Below are 15,107 nucleotides of genomic sequence, written 5' to 3' on the forward strand. Positions count from 1 at the left end.
GGCCCTCCGGATACGAGGCGGAGCGCTCGCTTGCGGCTGCGCTCGGCGCTCGAGGGGCGGATGCGGTGGGACGTGTCCGGCCTGAAGGACCATCCCCGCTATGCGGCCGCCGTCGAGAGCGCGCTGGAGCGAGAGCCGGGAATCAGAGAGGTCCACGCCAATCCAGTGACGGGGCGGCTGCTCCTGCGCTTCGACCGCGGGCTCACCCGGATCGCCATCGAGGCGAAGCTCCGCGCCGCCCTCTCGTCTCCTCCGCTGGCTCAGGAGGCATACCGGCGATGGCAGGCGCAGCGGGCGGCCGCGCGCGAGGCGCGGCACGGAGGCGAGCATCGCGGACACGAGGGCCACGAGCACGGGGATGTCTCCGTGCAGGTGCGCAACCTGGTCCTCGGCGGCTCGGTCCTCCTGGGCCTCGGCGTCAAGAGGCTCGCGTTCGGCGCCGGCGCGCTGGCGTCGAACCCGATCATCGGCGGCGTCAACATCGCGGCGACGTTGATCTCGGGGTACTCCTTCCTGAAGGGGTGGTGGCGCTCGATCGCCGGCCAGACCGGGATGAACACCGACACGCTCGTCGGGTCGGCCACGATCGCCAGCCTCCTGCTGCGCGAGAACGTCACCGCGCTGACGGTGCTCTGGCTCCTCAACCTGGGCGAGTACCTGCAGGCGTTGACCCTGAAGCGCACGGAGCGAGCGATCCGCGATCTCCTCGAGGTGCCCGACGAGGAGATCTGGCAGGTCGTCGGCGAGCAGGAGGTGCGCCGTCCGGCGGCCGAGCTCCAGCCCGGAGACATGATCGCGGTCTACGCGGGCAAGCGCATCCCGGTCGATGGCGCCATCGTGGAGGGCCAGGGGACGATCAACGAGGCCCCCATCACCGGCGAGAGCATGCCCGTGATGAAGATGAGCGGAGATACCGTGTATGCCGGGACCGTGCTGCTGTCCGGCGGCCTGCGGGCGCGTGTGGAGCGGGTCGGCAGCGATACGGCCGTCGGGCGCCTCATCCAGCGCGTGGAGCAGGCGCGCGAGCTGCAAGCCCCTATCCACACCGTGGGCGAGGAGTTCTCCAGGCGCTTCGTCCCCGCCTCGTTCGCCCTGTCGATCGTTGTCCTCGCCCTGACGGGCGACGCGACCCGGGCGCTGACCATGCTGCTCATCGCGTGCCCTTGCGCGGCGGGGCTGGCCACGCCCACCGCCGTGAGCGCGGCGATCGGGAACGGCGCGCGGCGCGGTGTGCTCATCAAGGGCGGCACCCACCTCGAGGCCGCGGCGAGGCTGGACGCGATCGTCTTCGACAAGACGGGGACCCTGACGCAGGGGATCCCCACGGTGCAGCGGGTGCTCTCGCTGGTGGACGACTACACCGCCGAGCAGGTCCTCTCGCTCGCGGCGACCGGCGAGCTGCACTCCCAGCACCCGCTGGCGCTGGCGGTGGTAGGCCACGCGGAGGAGCGCGAGCTCGTCGTCCAGCCCCACGACGTGTGTGAAATCCTGGTGGGCCGCGGGATGCGCGCGGACTGGCGGAACAACGTCGTGCTGGTGGGCAACCGCCGGCTCATGCAGCAGTTCGACATCGCGGTGTCCGCCGAGGCCGAGGCCCTTTACGCGAAGCACGCGGCCGAGGGCGAGACCGAGATGTACGTGGCCCACCAGGGTCGCCTCATCGGGCTGATCGGCGTGCGCGACAAGGTCCGCCCGGACGTGGCGTCGTCGCTGGCGCAGCTCCGCCGGGAAGGCGTGCGCCGGCTCGCGATGCTGACCGGGGACCTGGAAGAGTCGGCCCGCGCGGTGGCCGGCGTCGTGGGAATCACGGAGTGGCGGGCCCAGCTGCTGCCCGAGCAGAAGTACGAATGGATCCAGCAGCTGAAGGCCGCGGGCCTCCGCGTCGCGATGGTGGGCGACGGCATCAATGACGCGCCGGCGCTCGCGCTGGCCGACGTGGGCATCGCCATGGGCACGGCCGGCTCCGACGTCGCCGTGGAAGCCGCGGACATCGCGCTGGCGGCCGACGACATCGCCGGCGTCGTCACGACGCTGCGCCTCAGCCGCCAGGCGCTCAAGGTGATCCGCCAGAACTATGGTGTCGCGCTGGGCGTCAACGCAGGGGGCCTGATGATCGGCGCGATGGGGGCGCTCAACCCGTTCATCGCGGCGGTGCTCCATAACCTGAGCACGATCCTCGTCGTGCTCAACTCGGCTCGCCTCATCGGCTACGAGCCGAAGCGGCCGGCCAGCGCGAGCGCAGCCGCCGCGCGGTCGGGGCGGCCCACGCGGGGCGGCGCGAGGCCCGCGCCCGGCGCGCAGGACGGCGAGCGCCGCGCCCCGCGCCCGGCTCGCGGCGCGGCCGCATCGATCCCCTGAGCGCCGGTCGCGTCCCGCGTGGACGCAGGCGACCGAAAATCCCGAAAGCCGCGGACGCCGGAACGGCTCCCGAGCACGACTGCTGAACGCGAAGGACGCCCGGCGCAGATACTCCGGGCGAGATCGTGGAGCCGGAGCATGTTGTTGTTTGGAGTTGCGCTCGCGCTGTCTCTGGTGGGGCTCGCCCTCGGCCCGGCGCTCGTGGCGATGGGGCGCAGGCAGCCGACCCTGTGCGCTGCGGTCGATCGGCTGACGCGCATCCTCGTCCCCCTCGTCGTACTCCTGTTGATGCTGCCTCACCTCTACGAGGAGATGGGGATCGGGGCCCTTCTTCTGGCAGCAGCGGGGTGCGCGGGTTTAGGGCTCGTCGAGCGCCTCTACCACGACGCGGATCAGCACGCCGACCACGCCGTCGTCGTGCCGGCGCTGATCGTGCATTCTCTGTCGGACGGAGGCACCCTGGCGCTGGCCCTCGCCGCAGACGGCGGCGCCGGACCGGCATTGCTCGGCGGCGCCCTCGTCCTTCATCGCCTGGGCGAGGGGCTGTTCCTGGCGACCACGCTCACGCCGGAGATCGGGTTTCGACGCATGCTGTACCGCGTCGCCGCCGTCGCGGCTGCGACCGTGGTCGGAGCTCTGGCAGGCCAGGCGCTGCTCAGGAACCTGCCGGAAGCCCCGCTGAACGGCCTCGTCGCGATCGGGCTCGGCATGATGCTGCGGATCGTCCTCCATGGCCATCGCCGGTCGCCGAGCTGCGAGTCTCAGGACGGCTGACGGCAGGCGCCTCCGCGGTTCGTAGCGTCACACAGGACGAGGTCATCGAGCTCACGAGCACCGCAGCGTGCCCGCGATCTCGAACCGACCCGCCCCCCTTCCGAGGCCACCCGCTTCGATCTCGAACCGACCCGCCCCCCTCCCGAGGCCACCCGCTTCGATCTCGAACCGACCCGACCCCCCTTCCGAGGCCACCCGCTTCGATCTCGAACCGACCCGACCCCCTTCCGAGGCCACGCCGCCACGTCGCGACCTCTCCGCGCCCCCTCCCGAGGCCGCCCGCCTCGATCTCGAACCGACCCGCCCCCCTTCCGAGGCCGCGCCGCCACGTCGCGACCTCTCCGCGCCCCCTCCCGAGGCCCCCCTTTTCGGTTCCGCACCTCTCCGGTCCCCCTCGCGAGGCGGCGCCGCCACGTCGCGACCTCTCCGCGCCCCCTCCCGAGGCCGCGCGCCTCGGTTCCCCACCAGCCCCCGAAGCCTCCCCAGCCCACGCCAGCACGCGACGACCCGACGACCGCGCCACGTCCGCCCTCCCAAGCCCGCTCGCCTCGTCGGGAGCGATTCACCATAGCTGCAAGAGTCCAGCGCACGCGCGAGCATCGCAAGAAACCAGCGCAGCCGCCGTCTTGACGCATTGGACAGCACGACTTTCCTTACCCGCTCACCCGCAATGCCTCCTCGGGCATTGCCAGCATCACCCCATCAGGAGGTGTCTCTCATGCTGAAGCATCTGAATCTCGACGAGATGGTCGCGCTGCTCTCCCCTTGGGTCGACGATCCCAGGCAGCGCAAGCTGTTCCTGTCGATCCCCGAGATCGCGGCGCTCCACCCGCGGGTCGCGGAGGCCCACGAGGCGGTGGTCGCGGTCCAGCCGAGCGGCGGAGGCGGCGCGCCGTCGAAGCTGCGCGCGCTCGTGGACGAGAGCAACGAGGTCGATCGGTGCCACGACCACCTCGCCAGGGCCGTATCGTACGGTATCGACACGCGCCGCGAGCTCTGCCTCGCCGAGGAGCCGGCCGACGCCGCCCGCGCGGCGCAGTGCGATGCCGTGCAGAAGAAGCTGTTTCCCAATGGCCTCGCCATCCTCAACGCCTCGCCGCTCGCCGAGGCGGGCAATACCACCCGCATCGCCCGCCTCCTCGAGGACGAGCCCGAGATCGTCGACTTCCTGAAGTCCATCCCCGCCGGCGGCAGGGCGTCGCTGCTCGACGTCGTGAAGCGCTGGCTCGCCAAGGGCCGGGAGCTCCAGGCCCTCGAGCGCGCCCGCACGGAGATCGAGGCGACCCGGGCCACCACGCCCGTCAGCAAGGCCACCATCCAGGCCGCCCGCAGCCAGTGGTTCAAGGTCGTGTCGCTCGTGCTCTCCAACCTCGAGGTGTCCCGCGCTCCGGCGCGAGATATCGAGATCATCCGCGGGCCCGTGCTCCGGGCCTCGGATCGCGCGGGCAAGCGCTACCCGAGCGCCGCGCCCGAGGAGGCGCCGCTGGGCGACGCGGCGCAAGGCTCCGCCCCCGGGCCGAGCGAGGTTGAACCGGGTGGGGCCGAGCTCAGCGACGCGAGCGAGCTGCGCTGATCGATCGACCTCGGGTCGGATCCCGTCGCGCCGCCCAGCACGAGCGGATTCGCCCCTCGGATCCCGCCGCCCTGAGCCGTTGTCGCAGCCCTGAACCCAGCGCGGCCGGCTACGACCGACGCCGGAGGATGTGCTGGAGGAGCTGGCGGGAAATGCTCAAGAGCTGCGCCGCCTTTCGCCGGCTCCCGCCAGCGCGCGCGAGCGCCTCGTCGACCATGGTGGCGCGGACCTGCTCCTCGATCTCCTGGATCGACGCCCGGCCCACCGCCGCGCGCACCTGGGGGCGGAGATCCGGGGGCCGACTGAGCGCATCATCGATGGAGCGCTCCAGCTCCTCCAGGCGCAGCGGCTTGGCGAGGAACGAGCGCACGCCCATCTGCGCGAGACGAAACGACACCGCCGGGCTCGCCGATCCGCTGATGGCCACGATCGTCGGCGCGACCGGATAGGCCATGGCCCGCTCCACGACGTCGACGGCATTGCCGTCGGGGAGCATCACGTCGGCGATGATCCCTTGAAATTCCCCGCCCGCGAGCGCGGCGCGGGCCTCGGCCACCGACGCGCAGGCGACGACCTCGACGCCGCGCGCCTCGAGGGCGTCGCGCAGCGCGCGCCTGAGCCTCACGTCGTCCTCGACCACCAGCCAGCGGGACATCGTGTGCTAGCGTGCCATCCCGTCGATGGGGGCGCATAGCGCGAAAGTGGCAGAGCAGGCGAGCCTCCCGGCGCCGCTGACCGGCGTTCAGCTCGACGCCCTCATCACGCGCGAGGCGCTGCGGGGCGAGCGCACCGCCTCGATCGCGCGGAGCGTCTTCTGCGCGGCCCTCCTCGCGCGCTTCGTCGCCCTCGGCGGCCTGACGCTGCCAGACTTTTACCCGCGCTCCGTCATCGAGGTGCCGCTGCTCCTCGGCGCGGTGGTCGCCTCGATGTACGTATGGCTGACGAGCCGGCGAATCGACGCGCCCTCCCGCCTGCTCCTCGTCTCGGTCGGCCTCGACGCGCTGCTGTGCTTCGTGGCCCTCCTGCCGAACGTCATCTGGCCGTGGGAGGGCTACCCGGGAATTTTGCAGACCCCCGACATCGCCGCGCTCTTGCTCACGGTTGTCGCGAGCGCATTCCGGCTCGTCCGCCGGGCCGTGCTCCTCGCGGCGGCGGCGAACGTGCTCTCCGCGCTCGTGCTCATCACGCTCGATTTCGCGCTGAACGGCGGCCGCTTCGGGAACTGGACGGCGGCCTCGCTGTTCCTGATCCTGCTCCTCGCCGCCGTGTGCGCGGCGCTCCTCGTCACGACGCGCGCGCTCCGGGTCGTCGAGGTGGGGGCGAGCTCCGCGCTGCGCGCCGAGCGCGCGCAGCGGAACCTGAGCTTCGTCCTGCACGAGCACCACGACGTGAAGGCCTCGCTCTCCGCCGCCCTCATCGACACGGATCTCCTGCGACGCGAGATCGCCCGGGGCGAAGCCGCGAGCGCCGAGCGCATGCTGCGGAGGCTGGAGCAGCTCCGCGAGAGCATCGAGGAGGTCGCCTCGGCCATGGGGCACATCCGCGAGCGGACGATGCGCGAGCTCGACGCGCTGCGCGCGACGGCTCCCGCCGAGATCGGCGAGGCGGCGCGCGGCGCGCTCCGCGCCGTCCGGCGGCGCTACCAGGCGGTGAAGATCGACATCACGGCTCGCGCGGAGCGCACCGCGGTCCTGTTCGCGGGGGGGCACGACGTGCTGGAGCGAGTGCTCCTGAATCTCCTCGTCAACGCGTGCGAGGGGACCGGCGAGCGCGGCGCGTCCAGGGTGACGCTGGACGCGCGCCCGCTGGGCGGCGGACGGGTAGCCGTCGAGGTGAAGGACGACGGCCCGGGGTTCCACGACACGCCGAGCCCGAAGCCGGGCGGGTCCGGACAGGGGCTCGGCTTCGTGGTCGGCATGGTGGAGTCGAGCGGTGGGCTCGTCATGCGCGCCAACCTGCCGGAAGGCGGCGCGAAGGTCACGCTCGAGCTGCTCGAAGCGCCGGTGTGACGGCGGAGCGCGGCCGCGAGCGGCGGCAGCCGCGGAGTCGACGGTCCGCTCGACGCGCGGGGGCGCGCGAGGGAATCACGCTGCCCGGGAGGAGCGGCGGGCTGTCCACGGCGAGAGCGCGAGCGCCGCTCCGGCGCACGATGCGTATACAGGGCGGCAAGAAAATTTGCCCTTATCGTGCCGCTGGCCCTCCGGTACTTGCTGGCGCCAACGTGGATCCTCGCATGGGCTCCGCCGCTCGCAAACCTCTGGAGGATGATTCGGTATGAAGAGAACCGGCCCGATGGCAGGTCCTGCACTGGCGACAACCTGGATCGCGCTCGCCGCGGTCACGCTGACGCTCGCGGCCCCCGGCCCGGCGAGCGCGCAGGCGCGGCGCTCGCCGATCTTCGACTCCGCGCTGAACGCCCCCGGCCGACCGCTGCGCGGGTTCGTCGACCTCCACACCCACCCGATGGCGCACCTCGGCTTCGGGGGGCACGTGCTCCACGGCGCTCCCGACGTCGACGTGCTCATGGCGCCGGGGACAATCTACGACCCCAGCGGGCAAGGCATGTCGGGCGCCACGTGCAACGGGTCGATGCGGCGCGCCGCCAGCATCGCGGAGGCGCTGGGGACCAGCTACAGCACGCATCGAGGTCACGATTTCTTGAAGAACAAGTGCGGGAATCACGTCCGCCAGATCGTGCTCGGGGAGCTGGCGAAATCCCACGGCATCCGCTCGTTCCAGGTCGAGCGCCCCGTGGGCTATCCGACGTTCGCGCACTTCCCGGCGCACAACGATATCCTGCACCAGCAGATGTGGGTCGACTGGATCCGGCGCGCGAAGGAGGGTGGCCTCCGGGTGATGGTCGCGCTGGCCGTCAACAGCCGCACACTCGCCCACGGCGTCGAAGCAAACCCGCCCATCGACGACAGGGAGTCGGGCAATCTCCAGATCGCCGAGCTCGTCCGCTTCGTGGGCAAGCACGACACGTGGATGGAGATCGCGCGTTCATCCAGCGATCTCCGGCGCATCGTGGAGAAGAACAAGCTCGCGGTGATCGTCGGTGTCGAGCTGGACGACATCGGCAACTTCGTGTGGAACAAGACGGCGCCGACCGAGGCCCAGATCCGCGCGGAGATCAGGCGCCTGCACGGCCTCGGCGTGCGCTACGTGTTCCCGGTCCACCTCACGGACAACCTCTTCGGCGGCACCGCCGCCTACGAAGACGAGGTAGCGCGCGCCAACCGCTTCCAGACGGGGAAATGGTGGGACCTCGAGTGCTCCCGCGGAGAGGGCATCACGAAGCGCATCCGGTCGGGGAACGATCTGTTCAAGCTGATGAAGCTCGGCGATGCCGGCGGTCACATCCCGCTCCCGAGCTGTCAGCCGGGTGAAGGCCACAAGAACCGGCTGGGGCTCTTGCCCATGGGCCGCGTCGCCATCGACGAGATGATGAAGCTCGGGATGCTCATCGACATCGATCACATGTCCCAGAAGACGGTGGGCGACGTGCTCGCGTTCACCCGCTCGACGCCCGGCGGCCCGTATCCGCTCGCCTCGGGGCACAACGGGCTCCGCGGATCGAGCGGCAACGAGAACGGCCGGACCAACGCGCAGTACATGGAGATCGCCGCGCGCGGCGGGCTCGCGGGTGTCGGATTCGGCGACTCCGACGCCCGGAGCTTCCTGCGGAACGCAGCCGCCGTGGCGGCGATCGCGTCGGGCGGCAAGCCGCTCCAAATCACCCTCGGCTCGGACATCAACGGGATGGTCGTCATGCCGCGCTCTCCCGAGTGCCAGGCGCCCCGGGACCAGGTGGTGGCGGTGCCGGGCGACGCCTGGAGCCACCCGCCCGCGCAGCTCCGGTGCACGGGGGGCGAGATCGACGTGCGCTCCGCGCGCATCGGCTGCCTCGACATCCAGACCAGCGGCAACCTCACGGACCTCGTCGGCCGCGCCTGCAACGCCAGGACGTCCTGCTCTTACAAGGCTCCGTCTCCCGACGAATACGGCCGCGCCGGTGTCCGGGCCACGACGCGCATGTTCTGTACGCAGGCCATGGAGATCGTGTACCGATGCGTCGATCCGGCCGCCGAGGCGTGCGTCGATTACTCCAGGTTCCCCAAGGCCCAGATGGGGGGCCGCTCGTGGGATTACAACGAGGAGGGGGTCGTCCACATCGGGCTCTTCCCGGACTTCCTCAAGCACATCGAGGCGCTTCCGGGCGGCGCGCAGCTCATCGACCGGCTCTACAACGGAGCCGAAGGCTTCGCGCAGATGTGGACGAAGGCCGAGACGGTCGGCCGCTCCGTCCCCTGAGCCGACCACGCCCGTCCCGGAGCTCTAGCGACCCGACCGAGGTTGGCCTGTGGGGCGACCCTGGGTCGGGTCGGATCCCGTGTCGCCGCCAACCCGGGTCGGGTCCGGGTCCCGCCGCTACTGGCGCAGCCACGCCACGAGGAACTTGGTCGTGTTCACCCCCGGGTTGAACGCGTCGCCCTCGCGGATGCTCGCCGAGAAATTGATGACCCGGGCCCCGGACTGGGATGCGCTATACCCCAGAGCGCCGTTGTGGCCATCGATCTGCACGGTGATCGTACCGGGGACGATGTCCGTCGCGCTGACGAACTGCGCGAAGCAGCCCCGCGTACCAGGCCAACCGCTGTTGCAGGTCACCGACGAGAGGCTGATCTGCAGCGCCTGCTCCGCCTCTCCCACGTCCTCATCGCTCAGGGCCTCATCGCTCAGGGCCTCATCGCCCTCCTGTGCGACGCAGCCTGCGAGCGCCATGGAAGAGAGGACGGCGATCACCGTCTTCATGAGGAACGTCGTGCCTCGACCCTTCCCGCTCGACCGGGCTCGCCTGTCATCTCCGGGCCGGGCCACGGGGAGGTTATCCTGGGATTCGAGGAGTGTGCCTTCTTCGCCCTTGATGTCGTGTGTCACGCGCTGCCTCCATTCATACTTCCGGTATCTGTCGCTTCAGCGGAGTGGCCGTGGTGGGCGTCTCGTCGGTGTCACGCGCTGCCCGCGCGCGGGCCCCGAAATCCGATGTGTCGCCGAACCACAGAAGCCAGGCGCCCCCCGCCAGGGTCAGCTACCGGCAGTGGTCTCTCTCATGCAGGTTGTAGCCAATGCAGGGCCTGTCACGAGGTGGCTTTGTCCGTGACGAGCGGCCCTCCGGGCGTCGCTGCGTCGCGGAGCTCGCGCGAGACCGTGCCTTGGCAACGCGGTAGTACCGCATGGTCAGAGACACGATAAGGGCAAATTTTCTTGCCCCACCTGGCAAATCTTCTTGCCCCCACCTGCATGCGCGCCGCGCGCCCAGGCGGCGCTTGCGTTCACGCCGTGGGCGGCTTGCCGCGCCTGGAAGACAACGCGATGCTCACACGTGATATCGATGATCTCGGGGTGGGCGATCCGGCCTGGGCTCTCGCGCGGCCGGCCGCCTGGGTCGCGGCTGGGCTGCTGCCGCCCGAGGCGCGGTGGCGGTTCCGCGCGCCCAGACGGCCTGATCCCGGCGGCGGCGCGCGGCCGCGGCCGCGCGGCGACCGGGCGAGTCCAGGCTGGCCTCTCGGCGCAGGACGCGGTAGGAGGGCGCCATGCTCAAGCACAACAGCTACTTCAACGGCAGCGTCCAGAGCGTCGGGTTCGAGCGCCACGGGCGCCGGCAGACGGTGGGAGTCATCGACACCGGCGAGTTCCATTTCTCGACCGAGGCGCCGGAGCGGATGACCGTCGTCGCGGGCGAGCTCGCCGTCCGCTTCGACGGCTCTCAGGAATGGCGCGTGTACCCGGCGGGGACGTCGTTCGAGGTGGCCGGCAAGAGCGGCTTCGACGTCAAGGCCGCGCAGCCCGCCGGGTACCTCTGCGAGTTCCTCTGAGCCGGGCGACCGCCGGCGCCGCGTAGCGAAGGCGGCGGTCCGAGGACCCGCCGGGACGCAGACGCCGAGAGACAGCAGAGGAGAGAGAAGGAACCACAGAGGCACAGAGGGCACAGAGGAGAGATAAGAGAGGAGATAAAATATTTCTCTCTTCTCTTCCCTCTGTGCCCTCTGTGCCTCTGTGGTTCAAATTCTTCTCCATCACTTCGGCCCGAGCCCACCCCGCGCGACGGGCACCCTCCCCGGGGGCCGGACGGCTCGGCAACCCCCCCTCTCCCGCTGGAGCAGGGCGCTACCACCGGTCTACGCCCCGAGCCACCTGCGCTCGATCTCCAGCGTCGCCGCGTTGTCCGGCACGTTGCCCAGGAACCTCGCCCGCCACGCCGGATCCCCGATCTTCCTCGCCCGATCGAGCAAGCGCTCTCGCGCCGACGCGATCGCCATCATCGCCTCCCGCCGGTGGCCGCACGCCGAGAGCGCCTCGGCATGCGCGAGCCGCACCAGCGACTCGCCCACCTCGGCGCCCACCGCCTCGAGCAGGCAGAACGCCTCCGTCGTCGCCGCGAGCGCGTCCACCGCCTGCCCCGCGTCGAGCAGCGCCCGCCCGAGCACCGCGTACGCGAACGCGCGCAGCGGCGGCGCGCCGTACAGGATCGCCACCGCGGCGCGCGCCTCGCGCTCCGCGCCGCCGAGATCGCCCGACTGGAGCAGGATCCTCGCGAGGCACGTCCGCGCGGCGCCCTCCCGGCGCGCGTCGCCGAGCCCCTGCGACGTCGCGATCGCCTCCTCCGCCGTCCGCCGCGCCTCCTCGACGAGGTCGAGCCGCGCCAGCACCGGGCCGAGGCCAAGGAGCGCCCCGAGCCGCGCGTCGGGCAGCCCCATCCGCTCCGCGTCCGAAAGCGACGCGCGCAGCGCCGCCTCGGCGCCCTCGAAATCGCCGAGCTCCGCGTGGCAGGAGCCGAGGTTGTTCCGCGCCCAGCAGGCGTTGCGCCGATCGCCCGCCTGCTCGAACGCCGCGAGCGCCGCCTCGAAGCCCGCGAAGCTGGCGCCCGGATCGCCGCCCACCATCGCCCGGTACGCGCGCGCCTCGTGGAGCCGCGCCAGCACCTCGACCTCCAGATCGGTCTCCTCGGCGTCCTGCTCGATCGCGTCGAGCAGCTCGTCCGCGAGCTGGTACCGCCCGCCGAAGAGGAGCCGCCCGGCGCCCGCGCACAGGCACACGCTCCGCGCCGTCCGCGCCGAGCGCCGCGGCTCCGTGCTCTGCGCGACGCGCAGGAGGCGCTCGAGCTGGTCGTAGTTGCCGCGCTTCGAGGCCGCGAGGATCATCTGCGTCAGCGCGGAGAACCACGGCGCCGACCCGGGCGAGAGCCGCTCCAGCGCCTCCATCCCCCGCCGCTCCGCCAGCGCGAACTCGCCGCGCCAGAGGTGCGCCTCGGCCTGGCAGAGCCGCAGCGCCCCCGCCGTCGCCTTCGACGCGCCGCGCGCGATGCCGCGCTCCACCCGCTCGATCGCCGCGCCGAGATCGCTGCCGAGCAGCGCCTGCTCGGCCGCCCGCAGGGTCGCCGTCGCCGCCCGCGCCGGCTCGCCGCCGCGCTCGAAATGCTCGGCCAGCGCCATCGCGTCCGCCGCCCCCGTCCGCTCCAGCCACTCGCCGGCCAGCCGGTGGCCCAGGCGGCGATCGTGATCGGTCAGCATCCCGTACGCCGCCTCGCGCACGAGCGCGTGCCGGAACCGGTACTCGATCACCTCCGGCGCGCCCTCGACCGAGCGCCGGACGATGAGCTCCCGCGCCTCGAGCTCGGCCAGCAGCCGGTCGACCTCCGCCCGGCCCACCAGCGCGGCGACCCCGTTCCGCGAGAAGCGCTCGCCGAAGATCGCCCCGGCGCGCAGCGCCCGCCGCGCCCCGACGTCGAGCGCGTCGAGCTCCGCCTGCACCATCGAGAGCACCGTCTCCGGCAGGTCCGCGCCCTTGCCCGCCGCCGCGGCGCGGATCTGCTCCTCGAGGTAGAACGCGTTGCCGTCCGCGCGCTCCACCAGCGTCGCCACGAGCGCCGGGCTCTCGCGCTCGCCGAGCACCTGGCGCACCAGCCGCTCGCTCGACCGGCGCGAGATCCCCGCCAGGCGGAGCTTGTGCCCGCGCCGCTCGTCCCACAGCTTCGGGAAGAGCTCGTGCACCTCCGGGCGGCCGAGCCCCATCACCATGAACGGCCGGTCCTTCAGGTTCCGGAGCGCGGCGTCGACCATCGTGAGCGTCGGCAGGTCGCCCCAGTGCAGGTCCTCGAGCACGAGCAGGACCGGGTGCACCGCGCACTCGGCGCGCAGGAAGTCCTCCCAGGCGAGGCGCAGCTGGTCGCCCATGAGCATCGGGTTCCGCCGCGCCGCCCGGAGCTGGACGTCGTCGTCCGGGAACGGCGCGCCGACGAGCTCGCCGAGGAACGTCGCCACGCGCGCCGCGTCGAGCGACGCGTGCCGCTCGACCCGCGCCCGCACCTTGCGCCGCCGCTCCTCGACGGCGTCGGTCTCCGAGAGGCCGATCGCCCGCCGGAGCGCGTGCGCGAGCAGGCCGAACGACGAGCCGGCGCTCATCGGGTCCACCTGCCCGAGCCACACCTCGACCGGCTCGCCGTCCTCCCGGATCGCGCGGACGAGCTCGTGGCGGAGCCGCGATTTGCCGATGCCCGCCGGCCCGGTGACGAGCACGACGCTCGGGGTCGACTCCTCGACGCACCGGGCGAGCTCGTCCCGGATGAGCGACAGCTCGCGCTCGCGCCCGACGCACGACGTCGCCTTACCGAGCAGCAGCGGCACCTCGTCCGGCTCCTCGCGCGCGCCGTGGAGCCACTGGCCGGCGTCGTCGGCGGTGATCTCGAAGCGCGCCCCGAGCAGCCCCGCCGTCACCTCGTCGATGCGGATCGCCGCCGCGCGGGGCGGGGCGCGGCGCTCGGGGAGCAGCTGGACGACGCGATCGATGAGGTCGCCGATCGGCATGCGCGAGGCGATCTCGGCCCTGCCCGTGACGACCGCGACCGGCGCGCCGCCGAGCAGCGCCTGCACGGCGAGCGCGCAGCGGGCCGCCCGGGCCGCGAGGTCGGTCGTCGCGCCGGCGCCGGAGAGCACGACGAGCGGCAGCCGCGCCTCGACGAGCTCGAGCTGGCCCCTGTAGCGCGCCGCCGTGGCCGAGAGCGCCTGCGCGCGCGCCTGCTCGTCGACCTCGGGGAGCGCCGCCTCGGCGGCGGGGGCGCGGCCGTCGCGCGCGAGCACGAGGCACATCACCTTGCGCTCGCCGGTCGTGAGCTCCGGCGGGCGGATGGAGCTGGCCGGCGGGCGGACCGAGATCGCCGCGGGATCCATGAGCGCGGCGAGCTCGGCCGCGACCGCGTTGCCGTCGCTCGGCCGCCCCTCGGGCGACTTCGACAGCATGCGCGTGACGAGCTCGTCGAGCGCCTCGGTCACGTCCTCGCGCAGCCACCGGAGCGACGGCGGCTCCTCGAGGAGCACCTTGACGAGCACCGCGAGCCCGCGCGCGCCGCGGAACGGGGCGCGCCCCGAGACGCACTTGTAGAGCACGCAGCCGAGCGCGAAGACGTCGGCGCGCGCGTCGACCTGGGCCTCGCCGCGCGCCTGCTCCGGCGCCATGTAGCCGGGGGTGCCGAGGATGGCGCCGGGCATGGTGAGCTGCTGGTCGATGCCGGACATCCGGACCACGCCGAAATCGATGAGCGTGACGCGGTCGATCGCGCCGCCGACGAGGAGCAGGTTGCTCGGCTTGAGGTCGCGGTGGACGACGCCGAGCCGGTGCACGGACCCGAGGGTGGTCGCGACGCGCCGGGCGAGCTTGAGGCTCTCGTCCAGCGTGAACGCCTGCCGGGCGAGGCGCTGCGAGAGGGTCTCGCCGGTGAGCCACTCCATGGCGAGGTACGGGTGGCCGAGCTCGGTGACGCCGTGGGCGATGTACCGCACCACCCCCGGCACCCGGATCGTGGCGAGCGCCTGCGCCTCGCGCGCGAGGCGGCTCGAGTCCTGGGAGGCGGCGTTCTGGAGGACCTTGAGGGCGACCGTCTCGCCGGTCGCGAGGTCGTACGCGCGGAAGACGTGGCCCATCCCGCCGGCGCCCGCGAGCTCCACGATCTCGAACCGGCCGTCGATGACGTTTCCCGCTCGCATTGCCCCTGCCGCCGCTCCCCGCGGATCGTCCGTCCTTTGTGGGAGCTACGCGAAGTTCACGAGAATGACCAGCGGTTCGGGGGTGCTGGCCAGTCGCCGGAGCCGCGCGCCGCGAGGCCCCGCCTCCTCGATGCAATCACCGCCGATTACCGCGCTCCAGCACGCATCGTCGCCAGAGAGCGCGGCCACGGGCAACTCTACGGCGTAGAGGCCCCCGCGCGCCCCTGCCCTCGCGTCCGGCCGCGCCCCGGCGCGCCCCGGCGCGCCCCGGCGCGCCCCGGCGCGCCCTGCCGCGCCCTGCCGTGACAGCGCGCCCGGCCGGCGGCGCTCGCCCCCCCTCCCCCTCGCCCACGCCATGA

General features: G+C 72.4%; 9 protein-coding genes. 6 read left to right on the forward strand and 3 right to left on the reverse strand.

What is annotated here, in order from left to right:
- The first annotated feature begins 30 nt into the window (after positions 1-30).
- The 3 genes from NQZ70_RS30275 to NQZ70_RS30285 all read left to right on the forward strand — a co-directional run bounded on the left by NQZ70_RS30275 (position 31) and on the right by NQZ70_RS30285 (position 4,705).
- Entirely contained in the window at positions 31-2,358 is a 2,328-nt protein-coding gene (locus tag NQZ70_RS30275; protein ID WP_237244179.1) for a cation-translocating P-type ATPase, read from the forward strand.
- 138 nt (positions 2,359-2,496) lie between these two features.
- Positions 2,497-3,132, forward strand: a complete 636-nt coding sequence (locus NQZ70_RS30280; RefSeq protein WP_129577329.1) for a hypothetical protein — start codon at positions 2,497-2,499, stop codon at positions 3,130-3,132.
- Between the two features lie 718 nt (positions 3,133-3,850).
- Positions 3,851-4,705: a hypothetical protein gene (locus tag NQZ70_RS30285; RefSeq protein WP_129577330.1), complete on the forward strand. Its 855-nt coding sequence runs from the start codon at positions 3,851-3,853 to the stop codon at positions 4,703-4,705.
- Between the two features lie 109 nt (positions 4,706-4,814).
- Here NQZ70_RS30285 and NQZ70_RS30290 read toward each other — a convergent pair whose 3' ends face one another.
- A complete protein-coding gene (locus NQZ70_RS30290; RefSeq protein WP_129581660.1) occupies positions 4,815-5,360 on the reverse strand; it encodes a response regulator in 546 nt (181 codons plus the stop codon).
- Between the two features lie 46 nt (positions 5,361-5,406).
- Between NQZ70_RS30290 and NQZ70_RS30295 the strand changes: the two genes are divergently transcribed.
- Together NQZ70_RS30295 and NQZ70_RS30300 are read left to right on the forward strand one after the other, a co-directional pair.
- Complete coding sequence (locus tag NQZ70_RS30295) at positions 5,407-6,714, forward strand: ATP-binding protein (protein ID WP_165374245.1); 1,308 nt, start codon at positions 5,407-5,409, stop codon at positions 6,712-6,714.
- Positions 6,715-6,979: 265 nt separating this feature from the next.
- Entirely contained in the window at positions 6,980-9,019 is a 2,040-nt protein-coding gene (locus tag NQZ70_RS30300) for a membrane dipeptidase (RefSeq protein ID WP_207217514.1), read from the forward strand.
- Between the two features lie 117 nt (positions 9,020-9,136).
- Here the strand turns inward: NQZ70_RS30300 and NQZ70_RS30305 are convergent, their stop codons facing one another.
- Entirely contained in the window at positions 9,137-9,520 is a 384-nt protein-coding gene (locus NQZ70_RS30305; RefSeq protein WP_129577333.1) for a hypothetical protein, read from the reverse strand.
- Between the two features lie 782 nt (positions 9,521-10,302).
- On the opposite strand from NQZ70_RS30305, the gene NQZ70_RS30310 reads away from it, so the two are divergent.
- Positions 10,303-10,584 (forward strand): pyrimidine/purine nucleoside phosphorylase, encoded by a 282-nt coding sequence (locus NQZ70_RS30310; protein ID WP_129577334.1) that lies wholly within the window; start codon positions 10,303-10,305, stop codon positions 10,582-10,584.
- A gap of 303 nt (positions 10,585-10,887) precedes the next feature.
- On the opposite strand, the gene NQZ70_RS30315 is transcribed toward NQZ70_RS30310, so the two are convergent.
- The gene (locus NQZ70_RS30315; RefSeq protein WP_129577335.1) at positions 10,888-14,748 is read right to left on the reverse strand and encodes a serine/threonine-protein kinase PknK; all 3,861 of its coding nucleotides are present in this window, start codon (positions 14,746-14,748) and stop codon (positions 10,888-10,890) included.
- Positions 14,749-15,107: the final 359 nt, after the last annotated feature.

It is taken from the genome of Sorangium sp. So ce836 (assembly GCF_028553905.1).
In the GTDB taxonomy this organism is placed as follows: Bacteria; Myxococcota_A; Polyangia; order Polyangiales; family Polyangiaceae; genus Sorangium; species Sorangium cellulosum_D.

Coding starts and splice junctions, on each gene's coding strand:
- NQZ70_RS30280 (WP_129577329.1), top strand. CDS start 2,497: ATGTTGTTGTTTGGAGTTGCGCTCGCGCTGTCTCTGGTGGGGCTCGCC.
- NQZ70_RS30285 (WP_129577330.1), top strand. CDS start 3,851: ATGCTGAAGCATCTGAATCTCGACGAGATGGTCGCGCTGCTCTCCCCT.
- NQZ70_RS30290 (WP_129581660.1), bottom strand. CDS start 5,360: ATGTCCCGCTGGCTGGTGGTCGAGGACGACGTGAGGCTCAGGCGCGCG.
- NQZ70_RS30300 (WP_207217514.1), top strand. CDS start 6,980: ATGAAGAGAACCGGCCCGATGGCAGGTCCTGCACTGGCGACAACCTGG.
- NQZ70_RS30305 (WP_129577333.1), bottom strand. CDS start 9,520: ATGAAGACGGTGATCGCCGTCCTCTCTTCCATGGCGCTCGCAGGCTGC.
- NQZ70_RS30310 (WP_129577334.1), top strand. CDS start 10,303: ATGCTCAAGCACAACAGCTACTTCAACGGCAGCGTCCAGAGCGTCGGG.
- NQZ70_RS30315 (WP_129577335.1), bottom strand. CDS start 14,748: ATGCGAGCGGGAAACGTCATCGACGGCCGGTTCGAGATCGTGGAGCTC.